The following is a 16,370-nucleotide window of genomic DNA, read 5'->3' as shown; positions in this document are numbered from 1 at the left end:
CCTGTGTAGGAGCGGGCTTGCCCGCGAAGAGGCCAGGCCGGTCAACCTACAAACCACAGAGCTCACGCAACAACCCGGTATCCAGATGCTTCTCCACCAGGTCCGCCAGGCGCTCGATATCGCGCTCGCGCAAGCCGTGATAATCGACTGCCTGCACATCCGCAAGCCCGGCCCAGCGCAACAGTGCACTGCACGCCGCCGGGGACTCGAACAAGCCGTGCAGGTAAGTCCCGAGGACTTGTCCATCGGCACTCTGGGCGCCATCGCTGCGGCCATCGTCGAGCAATACAGCAGGCTGCTCCAGCGCCACGCCGCGGGTGACCCCGGCATGAATTTCATAACCACTGACCTCGGCGTTTTCCAAGACCAGGCGACCACGCACATTGCGCAGCTGCTTCTCGGCCTCAAGCACCGTGTCGAAGGCCAGCAAGCCAAGCCCGGCACTGGAGCCCGCGGCCCCTTCCAGGCCCAGCGGATCATGCAACTGCGCTCCGAGCATTTGCAGGCCACCGCAGATGCCCAGCAGCTTGCCGCCGTAGCGCAGGTGACGGGCGATGGCGGTGTCCCAGCCATTGGCGCGCAGGTACGTAAGGTCGCTGCGCACGCTCTTGGAGCCCGGCAGGATGATCAGGTCAGCAGGCGGTATCGCCTGGCCCGGCCCGACGAATTGCAGGTCGACCTGGGGGTGCAGGCGCAGCGGATCGAAGTCGGTGTGGTTGCTGATGCGCGGCAATACCGGCACCACCACCTTGAGCACCTGTTCGGCCTTGTCGGCCTGGCGCTGGTCGATGCCGTCCTCGGCCTCCAGGTGCAGGTCCATGACATACGGCAAGACTCCGATCACCGGCTTGCCGGTCCGCGCCTCCAGCCAGTCCAGGCCCGGTTGCAGCAAGGCGATGTCACCGCGAAAACGGTTGATGATGAAGCCCTTGACTCGCGCCTGCTCACTGGCCGAGAGCAACTCCAGGGTGCCCACCAGATGGGCGAAGACGCCACCACGATTGATGTCGGCAATCAATACCACCGGGCAATCGACAGCCTCGGCAAACCCCATGTTGGCGATGTCGCCGGCCCGCAGGTTGATCTCGGCCGGCGAGCCCGCCCCTTCCACCATCACCAGCGGATAGGCCGCGCTCAGGCGTTGGTGCGAGGCGAGCACCGCCTGCATGGCGATGGCCTTGTAGTCGTGGTAGGCGACGGCATTCATGCTGGTCACCGCGCGCCCGTGAATGATCACCTGGGCACCGGTATCGCTGTTGGGCTTGAGCAGCACCGGGTTCATGTCGGTGTGGGGTTCGAGGTTCGCGGCCTGGGCCTGTACCGCCTGGGCCCGACCGATTTCGCCACCGTCGGCGGTGACAGCGCTGTTAAGTGCCATGTTCTGCGGCTTGAACGGCACCACCGGCACTCCCTGGCGTGTCGCCCAACGACAGAGCGCCGTGACCAGAGTGCTTTTGCCGGCATCGGACGTGGTGCCTTGAACCATCAACGTTGGCATGGGGTTTCCTTGGCGTAGGCGACAAAGGCCCGCTCCAGGCGCAACCAGTCGGTTTCGTCGGCTGGCAGGCCGAAGCGCAGGCTGCTGTTGTGGCTGAACAGGCGCAGCAAAATGCCCTGGCGCGCCATGAATTCATACAAGTGCTCGGCCCGTTCGGTGCTCAACCACTGGAACAGCGCGCAGCCGCCCTGAGGCTTGAAACCATGGCGCTCCAGCAGTTCGACCAGGCGTTCGCTCGCCTCTTCGCTACGCTGGCGTTGCCGGCGATGACCTTCGCTGTCGAGCAGGCAGGCCTGCCCCAGCACCCGCGTCGGCCCGGCAACCGCCCAGGGGCCCACCTGCTCGGCGAGCAGATTGAGCAGCCGCCGTTCGGCCAGGACAAACCCCAGGCGCACCCCGGCCAGGCCGAAGAACTTGCCGAAGGAGCGCAACACGATCAGCCCGACCTGATGGGCGAAAGACGCCAGGCTCAGGTGCGGGGTGTTGTCCATGAACGCTTCGTCCACCACCAGCCAGCCGCCTCTCTGCGCCAAGCGGGCATGCCAGTCGAGCAGGCGCTCCGGGGTCAGGCTAAGGCCCGTGGGATTGTTGGGATTGACCACCACCAGCACGTCGAGGTTGTCGATGAAAAATTCCACCTCCTGCTCCAGCACCTCGCGCACGATGTAGCCGTTACGCCGCCAGGCTTCGGCGTGTTCGGCGTAACAAGGCGACAGTACGCCGACCTTGCCGGCCCGCCGCAAACGCGGCAGCAACTGGATGGCCATCTGCGAACCGGCGACCGGCAGCAACTGAGTCGCGCCATAGTATTGCCGGGCGGCCTGCTCCAGGCCGTCCTCGGTTTCCGGCAAGCGGGCCCAGGCCCTGGCGGGAATCGGCGGGATTTCCCACGGCCAGGGCGCCAGCCCGCTGGAGAGGTCGAGCCAGTCGGCTTCGGCAATCCCATAGTGCAACGCCGCCTTGCGCAGGCGGCCACCGTGTTCAAGCATAAAACTCAGCCCCCACACAGAGGATCAACAGCCATAACCATACCCCGCGCTGGACCAACTGCCAGCCACGGTCGATGGAGCTGGCGTCCGCCGGCACGCCTTCGCCCAAGGGTGGACGCTGGTGCAGCTCGCCATGATAGATCGCCGCCCCGCCCAGCTCGACGCCCAGCGCCCCAGCCCCGGCAGCCATCACCGGGCCGGCATTCGGGCTGTCCCAGGTCGGTCCCTGGGTGCGCCAGCACTTGAGGGCCAGCCGGGTCTTGCCGAGCACAGCGTAGGTCAGGGCCACCAGGCGTGCGGGAATGTAGTTGAGCACGTCGTCGATTTTCGCCGCCGCCCAGCCGAAGCGCTCGAAACGTTCGTTGCGATAGCCCCACATGGCGTCCAGGGTATTGCTCAGGCGATACAGCACCACCCCGGGCGCACCGGCCACGGCAAACCAGAACAGCGCGGCAAACACCGCATCGCTGCCATTTTCCAGGACCGACTCGGTAGCCGCGCGAGCCACTTCGGTGGCGTCCAGCTCACTGGTCTGGCGGCTGACCAGGTAACTGACACGGGTGCGCGCTTCGTCCAGGTCATCGCTGCGCAGCGCCTGGGCCACCGGCTCGACGTGTTCGCCCAGGCTGCGCAAGCCCAGGGCGCAATACAGGGCCAGGATCTCGACGATCCAGCCGAGGTAAGGTAGCCAGGACAACGCCGTGGCCAGCAGGGTCAGCGGCACCACGGCCAGCACCCACGCGGTGACTCCATGACTGCGCCAGCCACGGCCGGCAGAATTGAAACGCTGCTCGATGCGCCCGGCAAATCGACCGAACGCCACCAGCGGATGCCAGCGCTTGGGTTCGCCCAGCAGCGCATCCAGCGCAACGGCAGCGACACTCAACAACGCCACACTCATTGATTCACTCCCCAGACATTTTCGTACAGCAGTTCATGCAGCGGACGCACGTGCGCCCAGCCTTCAAGGGCCAGCATCGGCGCCGGGTAAAAGGCCTTGACCGGGCCCAGGCAGAGAATCGCCACGGGCTTGGCTCCGGCCGGCAGTTGCAACAGATCGGCCAGTGCCTGGGGCTCGAACAGCGAAACCCAGCCCATGCCCAGGCCTTCGGCACGGGAGGCCAGCCAGAGGTTCTGGATTGCACAGGACAACGACGCCATGTCCATTTCCGGCAAGGTACGGCGGCCGAAAATATGCCGTTCGCGATCGTCCATCAACGCGGCAACCAGCACTTCGGCGCAGTCATTGATGCCTTCGACCTTGAGTTTCATGAACTCATCGCTGCGCTCGCCGAGGGCTTCGGCGGTGCGGATGCGCTCCTCCTCCACCAGCGCCTGGAGCTGCCCGCGCAAGGTCCGGTCGCTGATGCGAATGAAGCGCCATGGCTGCATCAGGCCAACACTGGGCGCCTGATGCGCAGCTTCAAGCAAACGACGCAGCAGTTCAGGCTCCACCGTGCCACCGCTGAAGTGGCGCATGTCACGGCGCTCGGCGATGGCGCGGTAAACCGCTGCGCGTTCGGCTTCGCAGAATGCGTTATTGCTCATGGCCTCTTCGCGAGCAAGCTCGCTCCCACCGGGTCTGGCGCAAGCAACGCGGCTACAGCGCTGGGATTGGACGGAAAATAAAAGTGCACATAAGAAGCCGTCATCCGCCCCTCACGATAAACCGCCTCCGCTCCTCGCCCGCCGTTCGGGCTCAGTCCACGCGCAATCGGCTCAAGCTCGGTGCTGGTCAGGGAATGGTGATAGGTGTGCCCACGCAACGCGCCTTCCGGCAGCTCGACCGCCTGCAGCGCCAGCGCCGCCAGACGTTTTTGCATCGTCGCATCGCCTTTGAGCAAACCCACCAGTTCGGCCCGCGTGCCTTGCACGTCGGTCAGGGAATCCAGCAGATACAGCATGCCGCCGCATTCGGCGAGCAGCGGCTTGCCGGCGGCGTGATGGCCACGAATGGCATCGAGCATCGCGGTGTTGCCTGACAAGGCCATATGGTGCAATTCCGGGTAGCCACCAGGCAGGTACAGGCTATCTGCCTCTGGCAACTGGCTGTCGCGGATCGGCGAGAAGAACCGCAGCTCGGCGCCCATCGCACGCAATAAGTCCAGGCTCGCGCCATAGGTGAAAGCAAAGGCTTCATCCCGGGCCACGGCGATCCGCACACCGGCCAGCAAAGGCTCGACTGGGATCACGTCGGGCGCGGCAAATTCCACTGCGGGCGGCAAGGCCACCTGGCAACTGCTACCCAAGGCCTCGGCGGCTGCATCGAGGCGCAGGTCGAGGTCGTTCAGCTCACTGGCTTGTACCAGGCCCAGGTGCCGGCTCGGCAATTCAATCCCGGTCTCCCGGGACAATGCGCCATACCAACGCAAGCCTTCGGTAAGGCTGCCTTCGAGTAACTGAGCGTGGCGCAGGGTGCCCACCCGATTGGCCAGCACGCCGGCAAATGGCAGGTCCGGCTGATAACGCGCCAGGCCCAACGCCAGCGCACCAAAGGTCTGGGCCATGGCGGTGCCGTCGATCACCCCCAGCACCGGTACGCCGAAGTGGCGCGCCAGGTCGGCACTGGACGGGGTACCGTCGAACAAGCCCATGACCCCTTCGATCAGGATCAGGTCAGCCTCGGCGGCGGCTTCCCACAACAGGCGGCGACTTTCCTGCTCGCCGACCATCCACATGTCCAACTGATACACCGGCTGGCCACTGGCGCGCTCGAGGATCATCGGGTCGAGAAAATCCGGGCCGCACTTGAACACCCGGACCTTGCGCCCCTGATTGCGGTGCAAACGGGCCAGGGCCGCGGTGACGGTGGTCTTACCCTGCCCGGAGGCTGGCGCGGCGATCAGTACCGCCGGGCAAAAACGACTGCTGGTCATGAAAAGAGGCTCACAGCTCGACGCCTTTTTGCGCCTTGATCCCGGCCTGGAACGCATGCTTGATCACGCCCATTTCGGTGACGGTGTCAGCCAGTTCGATCATTTGCTCTTTGGCCGCGCGGCCGGTAACCACCACGTGTTGCATCGGCGGGCGGGCTTGCAGGTCGCTGAGCACCTGATCGAGATCGAGGTAGCCATGCTTGAGGGCGATGTTCAGCTCATCGAGCACCACCAGGCCGATGGCCGGGTCGCGCAGCAGTTCGCGGGACACCTGCCAGGCGGCCTCGGCAGCGGCGATATCGCGCTGGCGGTCCTGGGTTTCCCAGGTGAACCCTTCGCCCATCACATGAAACCGCACCTGCTCCGGGAAGCGCCGGAAGAACAGCTCCTCGCCCGTGCTGTTGCGGCCCTTGATGAACTGCACCACACCGCACTGCATGCCATGGCCCATGGCGCGGGCGAGCATGCCGAACGCCGAACTGCTCTTGCCTTTGCCGTTGCCGGTCAGCACCAGCAGCAGGCCACATTCGTTGGGTGAGTTGGCAATACGCTCATCGATCACGGCTTTTTTGCGCTGCATGCGCGCCAGATGGCGTTCGTCACGATCAGGGGAATCAGTCATGGGGGAGCTCTCCGTTGAGGCTGGATAACGGCGGGCAGGCATAGAAATAGACGGCAAGAAGCCTGGCATCGCCCACCGTGATGCCGCTGGATGGATCAGGCCGGTCTCCGGGCTCATGAGTGGCGCGCTGGCCGGACGACGCGCCTTCCCATATCGGACACCGATACAGTGGCTCAAAGCGTCGTTTTCACTCATTTACCGTTGCGGGGGCAGCGCCGGGATCGTCACCCGTTCTGTCATAGAACGCGCGCTCACCGGCTTCCCTGTTTCACTCGATCGACCCTGGGGTCACCGAGCACCTGAAACAAGTCGCGAAGGTTAGTGGGTTGGGGGTGGAGCGTCAATTAAAGCCGGGCTAATCGGCAGCAAGAATGCAAAGCGCCACCTGACGAATTGAACCTAAGGTCATGCTGACGCCTCTATGGCTTAAGCAGTGCATTCAAAGGGAGAGCCGCATGTCCACGTCCCGCCTCGTTGGTGTCATCGCCCTGGCCGCAGGCCTGGTCGCCTGTGGAGAATCCTCGAGCCTCAGGGTCGAGGATGGCACCGGGCCTTCGCCCAAGCTGCCTGAACCCAACAAAACCCTGATACCGACGGTCAACATCGCGCCCGCTGTCGGCTGGGCCAATGGCGCCAAGCCGACCGCAGCGCCCGGCACCCAGGTAGTCGCCTTTGCCGAAGGATTGGAGCATCCGCGCTGGCTCTACGTGCTGCCCAACGGCGATGTACTGGTCGCAGAAACCAATGCGCCAGCCAAGCCTGAAGATGGCAAGGGCATCCGTGGCTGGGTCATGGGCAAGGTGATGGACCGCGCTGGGGCCGCGGTGCCCAGCGCCAACCGCATCACCCTGCTGCGCGACAGCAACCACGATGGCGTGGCCGAAACCCGCAGCAGTTTTATCGAAAACCTCAATTCGCCGCTTGGCATGACCTTGGTCGGCAACGACCTATATGTCGCCGACACCGATCGTTTGCTGCGCTTCAACTATGTCGAGGGACAAACCTCGATCACCACCAAACCCATGAAAGTCATCGACCTGCCCGGTGGCACGCTGAATCACCACTGGACCAAAAACGTCATTGCCAGCCAGGACGGCAGCAAGTTGTATGTCACGGTGGGCTCCAACAGCAATGTCGGGGAAAACGGCCTGGAGCAGGAACAGGGCCGCGCCGCTATCTGGGAGGTGGATCGTGCCACCGGCAATCAGCGGATTTTCGCTTCCGGCCTGCGTAATCCCAATGGCATGGCCTGGGAGCCGAACTCGGGCAAACTGTGGACGGCGGTCAATGAGCGAGACGAGATCGGCAGCGACCTGGTGCCGGACTACATTACGTCGGTCAAGGATGGCGGCTTCTATGGCTGGCCGTTCAGCTACTACGGCCAGCACGTCGATGTCCGCGTCAGCCCGCAAGATCCGGATCAAGTGGCCAAGGCCATCGCCCCGGACTACGCAGTGGGCCCACACACCGCCTCCCTGGGCCTGGCCTTCGCCGAAGGCAGCACGTTGCCAGCCCCGTTCACCGAAGGCGCGTTTATCGGCCAGCACGGCTCGTGGAACCGCAAACCTCACAGCGGTTATAAAGTGATCTTCGTACCCTTCAGTGCCGGCAAGCCAAGCGGGCAACCGGTGGATGTGCTCAGCGGCTTCCTCAACCAGGACGAAGAGGCCATGGGGCGGCCGGTTGGCGTGGTGATCGATCGGCAGGGTAACTTGCTGGTGGCCGACGATGTGGGCAACAAGGTGTGGCGGGTATCCGCCCGCCAATGACCCCAGCGCCTAGCGTTTGCGGCACAGCGTCAGGCCATCCCCCAGGGGCAATAACGACAGGTCGACCCGCGGATCATCCTTCAAGGCCAGGTTGAGTGCCTGGATGGCGCGGGTATCGGCACTCTCGGGTTGGTGCTCCAGGACCCGGCCACTCCACAGGGTGTTGTCGAATACCGCCAGGCCGCCGCTGCGCAACAAACGCAGGGCGCTTTCCAGGTAGGCCGGATAGTTGGCCTTGTCGGCATCGATGAAAATCAAGTCGAAAGCGCCGCCCTGCCCTTGCTGCTCGATCTGCTCCAGGGTCTGCAACGCCGGCGCCAGGCGCAGTTCGATGCGCTCGCTGAGGCCGGCTTCCTGCCAGTAGCGCCGCGCTGTGGCGTTGTAGTCACCAATGATGTCGCAGCAGATCAGTTGCCCGTCGTCCGGCAGGGCCGCGGCCATGCACAGGGCGCTGTAACCGGTGAACGTCCCCACTTCAATCACCCGGCGCGCACCGCTGAGCTTGACCAGCAACGCGAGGAACTGGCCCTGCTCCGGCGCTACCTGCCAACGCGCCATGGGCAGCGCCTGGGTTTCGTCACGCAGACGACGTTGCAGCGGCGTTTCGCGCAGCGAGACGTCGAGCAGGTACTGATAGAGGGCATCGTCGAGATTGAGCGTACGCGCGGTCATTACCACCTCTGCCAACCCGTTGTGAACTAGGGATTGTGCGCCAGGTGCTCGGGTTGCAGTACGCGCTTGGCGCTCAGGTAGGCTTTTTGCCAATAGGCTTTGGACAAGCTGTCGAGCTTGACCGTACCACCGGTGGCCGGCGCGTGCACGAAGCGTCCTTCGCCGACGTAGATGCCGGCGTGACTGACCCGTGAGCCGCCGTTGGTGGCGAAGAAGATCACATCGCCAGTCTGCAGGGCCTCTTTGCCGACGCTCGGGGCCTGCATGCCGATCATTTCACCGGTGGTGCGCGGCAGGGAAATACCCGCTGCATCCCGGTAGACATAGCCAATCAAGCCACTGCAATCAAATCCCGAATCCGGAGTATTGCCGCCCCAGCGATAGGGAGTGCCTACCAGGCCCAGGGCGCGAAACAGCACGTCTTCGGCAGCCGGGGAGAAATTCTGGGTAGGGGCAAAAATCGGTGCGCGGACCACCTTGGCCGGTGGCGGCGTGCGACTGGCGCAGGCGCTGAGCAGCGCGACGCAGAACATGAGTGCAAGGCGGGCCGACATCGTCATTACCGAACATCCTGATCTGGCTGCGGCTGTCACTGCCGGGAGGCTGAAAACAAAACCGCGTAAGCAGGGCTTACGCGGTTAGTTGATCAACAATAGATCAGGATTCTAGCGGCTACGCGCCAAACTTCAAGTAAGACTTTAAGTTTGCACTACAAAAAGAAGGGGTATTGCCGGGGAGATGATTTTTGCGCTGGCCGGCGCTCGCCTGGAGCGCCGTTGCCAGCCTGCCCGCTTACTTGCGGGCAGTGACCGTGGTCGGAGCCATGGCGAGGGCGCGCTTGGCTTCGATGAAGGTCTTGCTCCAGTAGCTGTCGCCCAGGCTATCGACCCGGACACCGCCGCTGCGGCTGCTGCTGGAGTGGATGAACTGGTTGTCACCGAGGTAGATCCCGGCGTGGCTGACACGCCCGCGACGACCATTGGTGGCGAAGAACAGCAGGTCGCCCGGTTCCAGCTTGCTGCGCGAAACCAGTGGCGCATCAACGTTGATCATTTCGCGGGTGGAGCGTGGCAGGTTCATGCCCGCTTCTTCGCGAAACAGGTAGCCGATGAAGCCGCTGCAATCGAAACCGGCTTCAGAGGTACCACCGAAACGGTAACGGGTACCGATCAGGGACATGCCACGTTCGAGGATGCTGTCGGCCAGGACCGGCATCTGGTAAGGCTTGCGGCCCGCAAACGCGGCCAGCTCTTTTTCGGTTGCCAGTTCTTCCTGATAAACAGCGGAAGACTGCGCGGTAACAGAGTTCTTGACCTGTTGCTGGGGCTCTTGCTGGGACACTGGGGAGTGTGCAGCGCAACCAAACAACAGGGTGACGAGTGCGAGAGGCACGAGGGGTGCGAAGCGCTTTAGCATGGGCACGACCGTGGCTGAATTGTGTAAAGAAGCCGAGACTATGCCTTCTATCACCCTCATTTGCAAATTCAATCGATTTAAATGTGACTTTGCAGTTTCGCCCCGCCATCTAAGCGCTTAAGCCCATTTTAAATCTGCACGCATGACGAACGCCGTTCGCCTGCGGTTTTTCTGACGCCTGAAATTTGCCGAAACGCGCTACAGGCCGCGGTTTTACCAGCCCAGGGTTTCTTTGAGGAAGGGAATGGTCAGCTTGCGCTGAGCCTGCAGGGACGCCTGATCGAGGCGCTCAAGCAGCTCGAACAGGGCACTCATGCTGCGGGTACCGCGAGTCAGGATAAAATGCCCGACCTCGTCGGTCAGGTGCAGACCGCGGCGCGAGGCACGCAGTTGCAGGGCGCGCAGTTTGTCCTCATCGGACAGCGGACGCATCTGGAAAATCAACGCCAGGGTCAAACGGGACTTGAGGTCGGCCAGCTTGACCGGCAACTCCCGCGGCGAAGTCGACGCTGCGATCAGCAAGCGCCGACCACTGTCGCGCAGCCGATTGAACAGGTGGAACAGCGCCTCTTCCCAGTCTGCTCGCCCGGCAACCGCCTGCAGGTCATCCAGGCACACCAGCTCGTACTGCTCAAGGTTGTCGAGGATCTCGATACCCCGGTCCAGCAATTCGGCCAACGGCAGGTACACCGCCGGCTCGCCCAACTGCTCGAAGCGCAGGCACGCCGCCTGCAACAAGTGCGTACGCCCCACGCCGTCCTTGCCCCACAGATAGATCAGGCTTTCGGTCCAGCCGGCGTCGGCTTCGCACAGGCGTTCGACATAGCCGAGTGCAGCGGCGTTGGCGCCAGGGTAGTAATTGATAAAGGTGGCGTCATCACGCAGACGCACACCTAGGGGCAGCTGAATCGGTTTCATGCTGACTGAACAGTTCCAAAGGAACCGTTAGTGGCCTCTGTGTAAAGTTTGCAAAGTTTATACCCGTGAAGCCAGCCGCACAATGCAACAGACCATAAGCAAAATCAAAGGTTTGCGTTAACTTGCCAGTATCGGGCCAGACGCGCTCACGCCTCGGGCCCCTGGGCCCCACTATACATTCCCGAATCCTTGTACAAATCTTGCACGTGACGCACCAGCACCATGATCACCGCCGCCACCGGTAACGCCAGCAGGATCCCGGTAAAGCCGAACAACTCGCCGCCGGCCAGGATCGCGAAGATCACCGCCACCGGATGCAGGCCAATCCGGTCACCCACCAGCAATGGCGTCAGTACCATGCCTTCCAGGGCCTGGCCGACCATGAACACCGCGACAATCCCGATCATCGGGTATGGGTCGCCACCAAACTGGAACAGTCCGGCAATCAACGCCGCGCCAATCCCGATCACAAAGCCCATGTAGGGCACGATGGCCGCCAGACCGGCAATCAGGCCGATCAACAACCCCAGTTGCAGGCCGACCAGCATCAGGCCCGCCGCGTAGATCACACCCAACGCCAGCATCACCAGCAACTGCCCACGCACGAAGGCGCCCAGCACCTCATGGCATTCGCCGGCCAGCGACACCAGCCGCGCCTCACGATCACGCGGCAGCAGGCTGCGGATCTTGGCCATCATCACATCCCAATCGCGCAGCAGGTAAAAGCTCACCACCGGGATCAACACCAGGTTGGCCAGCAACCCGATCAGCGCCAGGCTGGACGCCGTGGCCTGGCTCAGCACCACCCCGACGATGTCGGTGGTCTGCCCCATGTGCTCACTGATGGCAGCCTTGACCTTGTCGAACTTCCAGAACCCGTCCGCCAGCCCCAACTTGGCCTGCACCCATGGCATCGCGGTGTGCTGCAGCCAGTCGAGCATCTGCGGAGCCAGTTCGTACAGGCTGAACAACTGCTTGGCCAGCATCGGCACCAGCACCAGCAACAAGGCCATGACGATCAAGGTGAACACGGCAAACACCGCCACCACGCCCCAGGTCCGCGACAGACCGTACTTTTCCAGACGGTCGACCATCGGATCGAACAGGTACGCCAGCCCCAGCGCCACCAGGAAAGGCGTGAGGATCGGGTGCAACAGATAAATGAACAGACACAGCAGGACGACCCCACCCAGCCAAACCCAACGCCGCGAATCGGCCATGTACCACTCCTGCTTCTATATAGGAAAAGAAAAACTACCAGCGAAAACTCAATTGCGCCTTGGGTGCTGCCGCCACTGCCGCAGGCGTACCCTCGGCGCCCGGGGCCAGTGGCGCAGGCGCCGCTACGGGCACCTCCTGCAACTTCGCCAGGCTCAACTGCGCACGCAGTTGCTCGCTGCTGCCATTGACCCGATACACGATCCGGTCACCCACCACCCGCTGCAAACGGGCACCAAAGGGCTCCAGCAAGCGCCCCAGCGCAGCATAACGTTCAAGGTTCATTCCCTGCACTTCAAGCACCTGCTCGCCGGACGCCCCCGGCTTGGAGGCAAAGCGCGGCGCCAGGCGCTCACTCACTGCCAGCAACACCGCGTCGGCAACCGCCGCGCTGTCCGCCCCCTGCACGCTGCCCTGCTCACGCTGGTCTCCCAGCCACAGATGCCATTTGGCCTGCCATGCACCGCCATCCTCACGCGCATGTACCGCCAGCAGGCCATCGGCACCATAACGCTCGGAGGCGCTGCGCAGCGCAGTGGCATCGTTACCTTGCAGATTGGGTGCGGTGGCGACCAGTTGCTCGCTCAGGTCGGCCAGCGGCAGGCGCAAGGGTAACCCACGATGCTGGGCCGCACGACGCAAGGGCTCGGCACTGGACTGGCCGTCGCCCACCAGGCTCGAGCCTTCACTGGAGTCGTTGAGCCACCAACCGAGGATCGATGGCCGATTGGCGCCCCACACCGCCAACCCGGCCTGGCGCAACGCGCGATCGGTGCTCGCCGGATCGAATTCGACCTGCAGGCTTTCCGGCGGCCCGGCATCGTAGCCGTACTGACTGATAATTTGTTGCGGGTCCTTGCGCAAGGCGGCCAGGCCGGGGCTCTGCAAGGCCTTGGCATCTCCGGTAAGGCGCAACACCAGGGTGTCGAGCGCACGCTGGGTGGCCTGGTCGCGCTCTTGCGGGGTCTGGTTGCTGACCGGTTCGCGTACCTGATAGAGACCTTTGACGGTTTGGGCCTGACTGGCCAGGCTGAGCACTGACAACACACCGGCAAACAACAATTTACACAGACGCATGGAAGATTCCCGACGACAGAAAGCGGCTGGAACGCACCGCATGAATCAATTTGAACAGGGCTGTGACCACGCGCCCCAGCAAAACATTCACGCGATCGCTGGAAGTTTTTACTCCGTCATAACCATAGACGGTAAACAGCTCTACCTTATACAGCGACACACGAGATCACCAACGCCGGCATTTTTTGCTTTTTTTTGCCGATATGCCCCTGCCCGTCGGCCCGAGGATGGCCGCTGCCCCTCAAGCCTGATAAAATCGCGCGCCTTCGCAGACCGGCAATGGCCGGGTGATCTGAAATGTTTTGCGCGGCACTCCCGCCAGGACGCTTTCAGCCTTCCCGCCAGACTCGGTCGTTACCCCTGAATCCCCCCTAAAGGCCTGGATCATGAGCAAGCAACCCTCCCTGAGCTACAAGGACGCCGGTGTAGACATCGACGCCGGTGAAGCATTGGTCGAACGCATCAAGAGCGTCGCCAAGCGCACTGCGCGCCCGGAAGTCATGGGCGGCCTGGGCGGTTTCGGCGCCCTCTGCGAAATCCCGGCCGGCTACAAGCAGCCTGTACTGGTTTCCGGCACCGACGGTGTTGGCACCAAGCTGCGCCTGGCACTGAACCTGAACAAGCACGACAGCATCGGCATCGACCTGGTGGCCATGTGCGTTAACGACCTGGTGGTGTGCGGCGCCGAACCGCTGTTCTTCCTGGACTACTACGCCACCGGCAAGCTCAACGTCGAAACCGCCACCCAGGTGGTCACTGGCATCGGCGCTGGCTGCGAACTGTCCGGCTGCTCCCTGGTTGGCGGCGAAACCGCTGAAATGCCTGGCATGTACGAAGGCGAAGACTACGACCTGGCCGGCTTCTGCGTCGGTGTGGTCGAGAAAGCCGAGATCATCGACGGCTCGAAAGTGGCCGCCGGCGACGCCCTGCTCGCCCTGCCTTCGTCCGGCCCGCACTCCAACGGCTACTCGCTGATCCGCAAGATCATCGAAGTATCCGGTGCCGACATCGAGAACATCGAACTCGATGGCAAGCCGCTGACCGACCTGCTGATGGCGCCGACACGTATCTACGTCAAGCCGTTGCTCAAGCTGATCAAGGACACCGGCGCCGTAAAAGCCATGGCCCACATCACCGGTGGTGGCCTGCTGGACAACATCCCGCGCGTCCTGCCAAAAGGCGCACAAGCCGTGGTTGACGTTGCTAGCTGGACCCGTCCTGCCGTGTTCGACTGGCTGCAAGAGCAAGGCAACGTCGACGAAAACGAAATGCACCGCGTGCTGAACTGCGGCGTGGGCATGGTCATCTGCGTCGCTCAAGAGCACGTTGAAACCGCGCTGAACGTACTGCGTGAAGCCGGCGAGCAGCCTTGGGTCATCGGTCAGATTTCCACCGCTGCCGAAGGCGCGGCTCAGGTTGAACTGAAGAACCTCAAGGCTCATTGATGTCCAAGACCTGTGATGTGGTGGTGCTGTTGTCCGGCACCGGCAGTAACTTGCAGGCCTTGATCGACGACGCACAGCATGCGGACAACCCTGTCCGCATCCGCGCCGTGATCTCGAACCGCGCCGATGCCTACGGCCTTCAGCGCGCCAGGGACGCGGGTATCGACACCCGCGCCCTGGATCACAAAGCTTTCGAAGGCCGCGAGGCCTTCGATGCCGCCTTGATCGAACTGATCGATGAATTCCAGCCCAAGCTGGTGGTACTGGCCGGTTTCATGCGCATTCTCAGCGCTGATTTCGTGCGCCACTATCAGGGCCGCCTGCTCAATATCCACCCTTCGCTGCTACCCAAATACAAAGGGTTACACACTCATCAGCGAGCGTTGGAGGCCGGCGACACCGAACACGGATGCAGCGTGCACTTCGTTACCGAGGAACTCGACGGCGGCCCACTGGTCGTACAGGCAGTAATACCGGTAGAGTTGCATGATTCGCCGCAAAGTCTGGCGCAACGCGTACACGTACGCGAACACCAGATTTATCCGTTGGCTGTTCGCTGGTTTGCCGAGGGCCGCCTGAGCCTTGGCGAAGAAGGTGCTTTACTGGATGGCCAGTTGCTCGAGGCCAGCGGTCACTTGATTCGTAACTAGGAGATTTTATGCGTCGCGCCCTGCTCTTCGCTTGCGCTCTGTTCGCCCTGCCACTCGCGCAGGCTGCAGACCTTCAACCGTTCTCCGCCAGCTACACCGCCGACTGGAAACAGCTGCCGATGAGCGGCACTGCCGAACGCAGCCTGGCCAAACAAGCCAATGGTGTCTGGAAGCTCAGCTTCAAGGCCTCCATGATGATTGCCAGCCTGACCGAAGAAAGCACCCTGACACTCGACAAGGACACCCTGCTGCCGCAGTCGTATCACTTCGAGCGTGGCGGCCTGGGCAAGGCCAAGAAGGCTGATCTGGATTTCGACTGGACCACCAAGATGGTCACCGGCACTGATCGCGGTGACGCGGTCAAGATCCCGCTGAACCGCGGCATGGTCGACAAATCTACCTACCAGCTGGCCCTGCAGCACGATGTCGCTGCTGGCAAGAAAAGCATGAGCTACCAGGTGGTCGATGACGGCGAAGTCGATACCTACGACTTCCGCGTCCTGGGCTCCGAGAAAGTCGACACCAAGGCCGGCCAGATCGACGCGATCAAGGTGGAGCGCGTACGCGACCCGACACAAAGCAAACGCATCACCGTGATGTGGTTCGCCAAGGACTGGGACTACCTGCTGGTTCGCCTGCAACAGGTCGAAACCGACGGCAAGGAGTACAACATCATGCTCCTGGACGGCACCGTCAACGGCAAGTCGGTCAAAGGCAGCTAAGCCTGGAAATACCCAAAGGCCTCGCGAAAGCGGGGCTTTTTTTCGCCTGTAGATTCGCCGTCACCGGCCCGCGAAGCCCTTCGGCTCATGAAACTTCTGTCATGAAACTTTCCAGCCTGCGACCGAATGTCACGCCCTGCGCGGGCTGCAGGATTTTCTCAATTCCTGCAACAGACCGTTACCGATTCTGCCGATTTACTTAGCAAGCTATCAAAATATATAACAAAGGCCTGCACACGCCTTGCTGCAGATCAATCAGGATTGGAGCTAGCAGATGACAGTTAAAGTGACAGAACGCGACGATTCACACATGTCCCACGAAGGGGTAGCCGCCGGCATCCGCATCTGGGATGTGCATCAACAAGACTTACTGGTGGGAATGTTTCATTCCGAAAGCGACGCCCACAGCTATCGCATCGAATTGGAAACCCTGGAGCAGCAACGCGAAACCGCTACGCGCTGACCTTTGAAAACTGCAGCCGCCAACCCAGCCAAGCG

General features: G+C 62.5%; 17 protein-coding genes and 1 riboswitch. Of the genes, 5 read left to right on the top strand and 12 right to left on the bottom strand.

The window, feature by feature from the left end; genetic code table 11:
* Nucleotides 1-46 precede the first annotated feature (46 nt).
* Genes ACIOVD_RS21070 through cobO form a run of 6 tightly spaced genes read right to left on the bottom strand, consistent with a single transcriptional unit; the run spans nucleotide 47 to nucleotide 5,985 of the window.
* Nucleotides 47-1,498, bottom strand: coding sequence for a cobyric acid synthase (locus ACIOVD_RS21070; protein WP_401130027.1), 1,452 nt, complete (start codon nucleotides 1,496-1,498; stop codon nucleotides 47-49).
* Nucleotides 1,486-2,487 (bottom strand): threonine-phosphate decarboxylase CobD, encoded by a 1,002-nt coding sequence (cobD, locus tag ACIOVD_RS21065; RefSeq protein ID WP_095170333.1) that lies wholly within the window; start codon nucleotides 2,485-2,487, stop codon nucleotides 1,486-1,488. The genes ACIOVD_RS21070 and cobD overlap by 13 nt, the downstream gene beginning before the upstream one ends.
* Nucleotides 2,480-3,388 carry an adenosylcobinamide-phosphate synthase CbiB gene (gene cbiB, locus ACIOVD_RS21060; RefSeq protein ID WP_095170334.1) on the bottom strand — a complete coding sequence of 303 codons (909 nt, stop codon included), beginning with the start codon at nucleotides 3,386-3,388 and terminating at the stop codon, nucleotides 2,480-2,482. The genes cobD and cbiB overlap by 8 nt, the downstream gene beginning before the upstream one ends.
* Nucleotides 3,385-4,035 (bottom strand): 5,6-dimethylbenzimidazole synthase, encoded by a 651-nt coding sequence (gene bluB, locus ACIOVD_RS21055; protein WP_095170335.1) that lies wholly within the window; start codon nucleotides 4,033-4,035, stop codon nucleotides 3,385-3,387. Before bluB ends, cbiB begins: the two co-directional genes overlap by 4 nt.
* Nucleotides 4,032-5,363 (bottom strand): cobyrinate a,c-diamide synthase, encoded by a 1,332-nt coding sequence (locus ACIOVD_RS21050; RefSeq protein ID WP_401130024.1) that lies wholly within the window; start codon nucleotides 5,361-5,363, stop codon nucleotides 4,032-4,034. The genes bluB and ACIOVD_RS21050 overlap by 4 nt, the downstream gene beginning before the upstream one ends.
* A gap of 10 nt (nucleotides 5,364-5,373) precedes the next feature.
* On the bottom strand, nucleotides 5,374-5,985 hold the full coding sequence (gene cobO, locus ACIOVD_RS21045; protein WP_095170337.1) for a cob(I)yrinic acid a,c-diamide adenosyltransferase: 612 nt from the start codon (nucleotides 5,983-5,985) through the stop codon (nucleotides 5,374-5,376).
* An 80-nt stretch (nucleotides 5,986-6,065) separates the two neighbouring features.
* A riboswitch (cobalamin riboswitch) is annotated at nucleotides 6,066-6,303 on the bottom strand.
* Nucleotides 6,304-6,440: 137 nt separating this feature from the next.
* On the opposite strand from cobO, the gene ACIOVD_RS21040 reads away from it, so the two are divergent.
* Nucleotides 6,441-7,754, top strand: coding sequence for a PQQ-dependent sugar dehydrogenase (locus tag ACIOVD_RS21040; RefSeq protein WP_401130021.1), 1,314 nt, complete (start codon nucleotides 6,441-6,443; stop codon nucleotides 7,752-7,754).
* Between the two features lie 9 nt (nucleotides 7,755-7,763).
* Here the strand turns inward: ACIOVD_RS21040 and ACIOVD_RS21035 are convergent, their stop codons facing one another.
* The 6 genes from ACIOVD_RS21035 to ACIOVD_RS21010 form a co-directional block, all read right to left on the bottom strand.
* Nucleotides 7,764-8,426: a class I SAM-dependent methyltransferase gene (locus ACIOVD_RS21035; protein ID WP_401130019.1), complete on the bottom strand. Its 663-nt coding sequence runs from the start codon at nucleotides 8,424-8,426 to the stop codon at nucleotides 7,764-7,766.
* Nucleotides 8,427-8,452: 26 nt separating this feature from the next.
* Nucleotides 8,453-8,986 (bottom strand): C40 family peptidase, encoded by a 534-nt coding sequence (locus ACIOVD_RS21030; RefSeq protein WP_095170340.1) that lies wholly within the window; start codon nucleotides 8,984-8,986, stop codon nucleotides 8,453-8,455.
* 232 nt (nucleotides 8,987-9,218) lie between these two features.
* The gene (locus ACIOVD_RS21025) at nucleotides 9,219-9,842 is read right to left on the bottom strand and encodes a C40 family peptidase (protein WP_095170341.1); all 624 of its coding nucleotides are present in this window, start codon (nucleotides 9,840-9,842) and stop codon (nucleotides 9,219-9,221) included.
* Nucleotides 9,843-10,055: 213 nt separating this feature from the next.
* Entirely contained in the window at nucleotides 10,056-10,760 is a 705-nt protein-coding gene (gene hda / locus ACIOVD_RS21020) for a DnaA regulatory inactivator Hda (RefSeq protein ID WP_008033543.1), read from the bottom strand.
* Between the two features lie 146 nt (nucleotides 10,761-10,906).
* A complete protein-coding gene (locus ACIOVD_RS21015) occupies nucleotides 10,907-11,980 on the bottom strand; it encodes an AI-2E family transporter (protein WP_095170342.1) in 1,074 nt (357 codons plus the stop codon).
* Between the two features lie 34 nt (nucleotides 11,981-12,014).
* Nucleotides 12,015-13,055, bottom strand: coding sequence for a DUF2066 domain-containing protein (locus ACIOVD_RS21010; RefSeq protein WP_401130015.1), 1,041 nt, complete (start codon nucleotides 13,053-13,055; stop codon nucleotides 12,015-12,017).
* A gap of 386 nt (nucleotides 13,056-13,441) precedes the next feature.
* Between ACIOVD_RS21010 and purM the strand changes: the two genes are divergently transcribed.
* The 4 genes from purM to ACIOVD_RS20990 all read left to right on the top strand — a co-directional run bounded on the left by purM (nucleotide 13,442) and on the right by ACIOVD_RS20990 (nucleotide 16,335).
* Nucleotides 13,442-14,500 (top strand): phosphoribosylformylglycinamidine cyclo-ligase, encoded by a 1,059-nt coding sequence (gene purM, locus ACIOVD_RS21005; RefSeq protein WP_095170344.1) that lies wholly within the window; start codon nucleotides 13,442-13,444, stop codon nucleotides 14,498-14,500.
* On the top strand, nucleotides 14,500-15,150 hold the full coding sequence (purN, locus tag ACIOVD_RS21000; protein WP_095170345.1) for a phosphoribosylglycinamide formyltransferase: 651 nt from the start codon (nucleotides 14,500-14,502) through the stop codon (nucleotides 15,148-15,150). Before purM ends, purN begins: the two co-directional genes overlap by 1 nt.
* Nucleotides 15,151-15,158: 8 nt before the next feature.
* A complete protein-coding gene (locus tag ACIOVD_RS20995) occupies nucleotides 15,159-15,872 on the top strand; it encodes a DUF3108 domain-containing protein (RefSeq protein WP_095170346.1) in 714 nt (237 codons plus the stop codon).
* A 274-nt stretch (nucleotides 15,873-16,146) separates the two neighbouring features.
* Nucleotides 16,147-16,335: a hypothetical protein gene (locus ACIOVD_RS20990; RefSeq protein WP_095170347.1), complete on the top strand. Its 189-nt coding sequence runs from the start codon at nucleotides 16,147-16,149 to the stop codon at nucleotides 16,333-16,335.
* Nucleotides 16,336-16,370: the final 35 nt, after the last annotated feature.

It is taken from the genome of Pseudomonas sp. NPDC087626, from assembly GCF_044743405.1.
Lineage (GTDB): Bacteria > Pseudomonadota > Gammaproteobacteria > Pseudomonadales > Pseudomonadaceae > Aquipseudomonas.
Note: the sequence above shows the minus strand (reverse complement) of the source record. Positions and strands in the feature narration are given on the sequence as shown.

What these genes read in the sequence shown, in the direction of transcription:
- ACIOVD_RS21070 (WP_401130027.1), bottom strand. Translation starts at nt 1,498, where the DNA reads ATGCCAACGTTGATGGTTCAAGGCACCACGTCCGATGCCGGCAAAAGC.
- cobD (WP_095170333.1), bottom strand. Translation starts at nt 2,487, where the DNA reads ATGCTTGAACACGGTGGCCGCCTGCGCAAGGCGGCGTTGCACTATGGG.
- cbiB (WP_095170334.1), bottom strand. Translation starts at nt 3,388, where the DNA reads ATGAGTGTGGCGTTGTTGAGTGTCGCTGCCGTTGCGCTGGATGCGCTG.
- bluB (WP_095170335.1), bottom strand. Translation starts at nt 4,035, where the DNA reads ATGAGCAATAACGCATTCTGCGAAGCCGAACGCGCAGCGGTTTACCGC.
- ACIOVD_RS21050 (WP_401130024.1), bottom strand. Translation starts at nt 5,363, where the DNA reads ATGACCAGCAGTCGTTTTTGCCCGGCGGTACTGATCGCCGCGCCAGCC.
- cobO (WP_095170337.1), bottom strand. Translation starts at nt 5,985, where the DNA reads ATGACTGATTCCCCTGATCGTGACGAACGCCATCTGGCGCGCATGCAG.
- ACIOVD_RS21040 (WP_401130021.1), top strand. Translation starts at nt 6,441, where the DNA reads ATGTCCACGTCCCGCCTCGTTGGTGTCATCGCCCTGGCCGCAGGCCTG.
- ACIOVD_RS21035 (WP_401130019.1), bottom strand. Translation starts at nt 8,426, where the DNA reads ATGACCGCGCGTACGCTCAATCTCGACGATGCCCTCTATCAGTACCTG.
- ACIOVD_RS21030 (WP_095170340.1), bottom strand. Translation starts at nt 8,986, where the DNA reads ATGACGATGTCGGCCCGCCTTGCACTCATGTTCTGCGTCGCGCTGCTC.
- ACIOVD_RS21025 (WP_095170341.1), bottom strand. Translation starts at nt 9,842, where the DNA reads ATGCTAAAGCGCTTCGCACCCCTCGTGCCTCTCGCACTCGTCACCCTG.
- hda (WP_008033543.1), bottom strand. Translation starts at nt 10,760, where the DNA reads ATGAAACCGATTCAGCTGCCCCTAGGTGTGCGTCTGCGTGATGACGCC.
- ACIOVD_RS21015 (WP_095170342.1), bottom strand. Translation starts at nt 11,980, where the DNA reads ATGGCCGATTCGCGGCGTTGGGTTTGGCTGGGTGGGGTCGTCCTGCTG.
- ACIOVD_RS21010 (WP_401130015.1), bottom strand. Translation starts at nt 13,055, where the DNA reads ATGCGTCTGTGTAAATTGTTGTTTGCCGGTGTGTTGTCAGTGCTCAGC.
- purM (WP_095170344.1), top strand. Translation starts at nt 13,442, where the DNA reads ATGAGCAAGCAACCCTCCCTGAGCTACAAGGACGCCGGTGTAGACATC.
- purN (WP_095170345.1), top strand. Translation starts at nt 14,500, where the DNA reads ATGTCCAAGACCTGTGATGTGGTGGTGCTGTTGTCCGGCACCGGCAGT.
- ACIOVD_RS20995 (WP_095170346.1), top strand. Translation starts at nt 15,159, where the DNA reads ATGCGTCGCGCCCTGCTCTTCGCTTGCGCTCTGTTCGCCCTGCCACTC.
- ACIOVD_RS20990 (WP_095170347.1), top strand. Translation starts at nt 16,147, where the DNA reads ATGACAGTTAAAGTGACAGAACGCGACGATTCACACATGTCCCACGAA.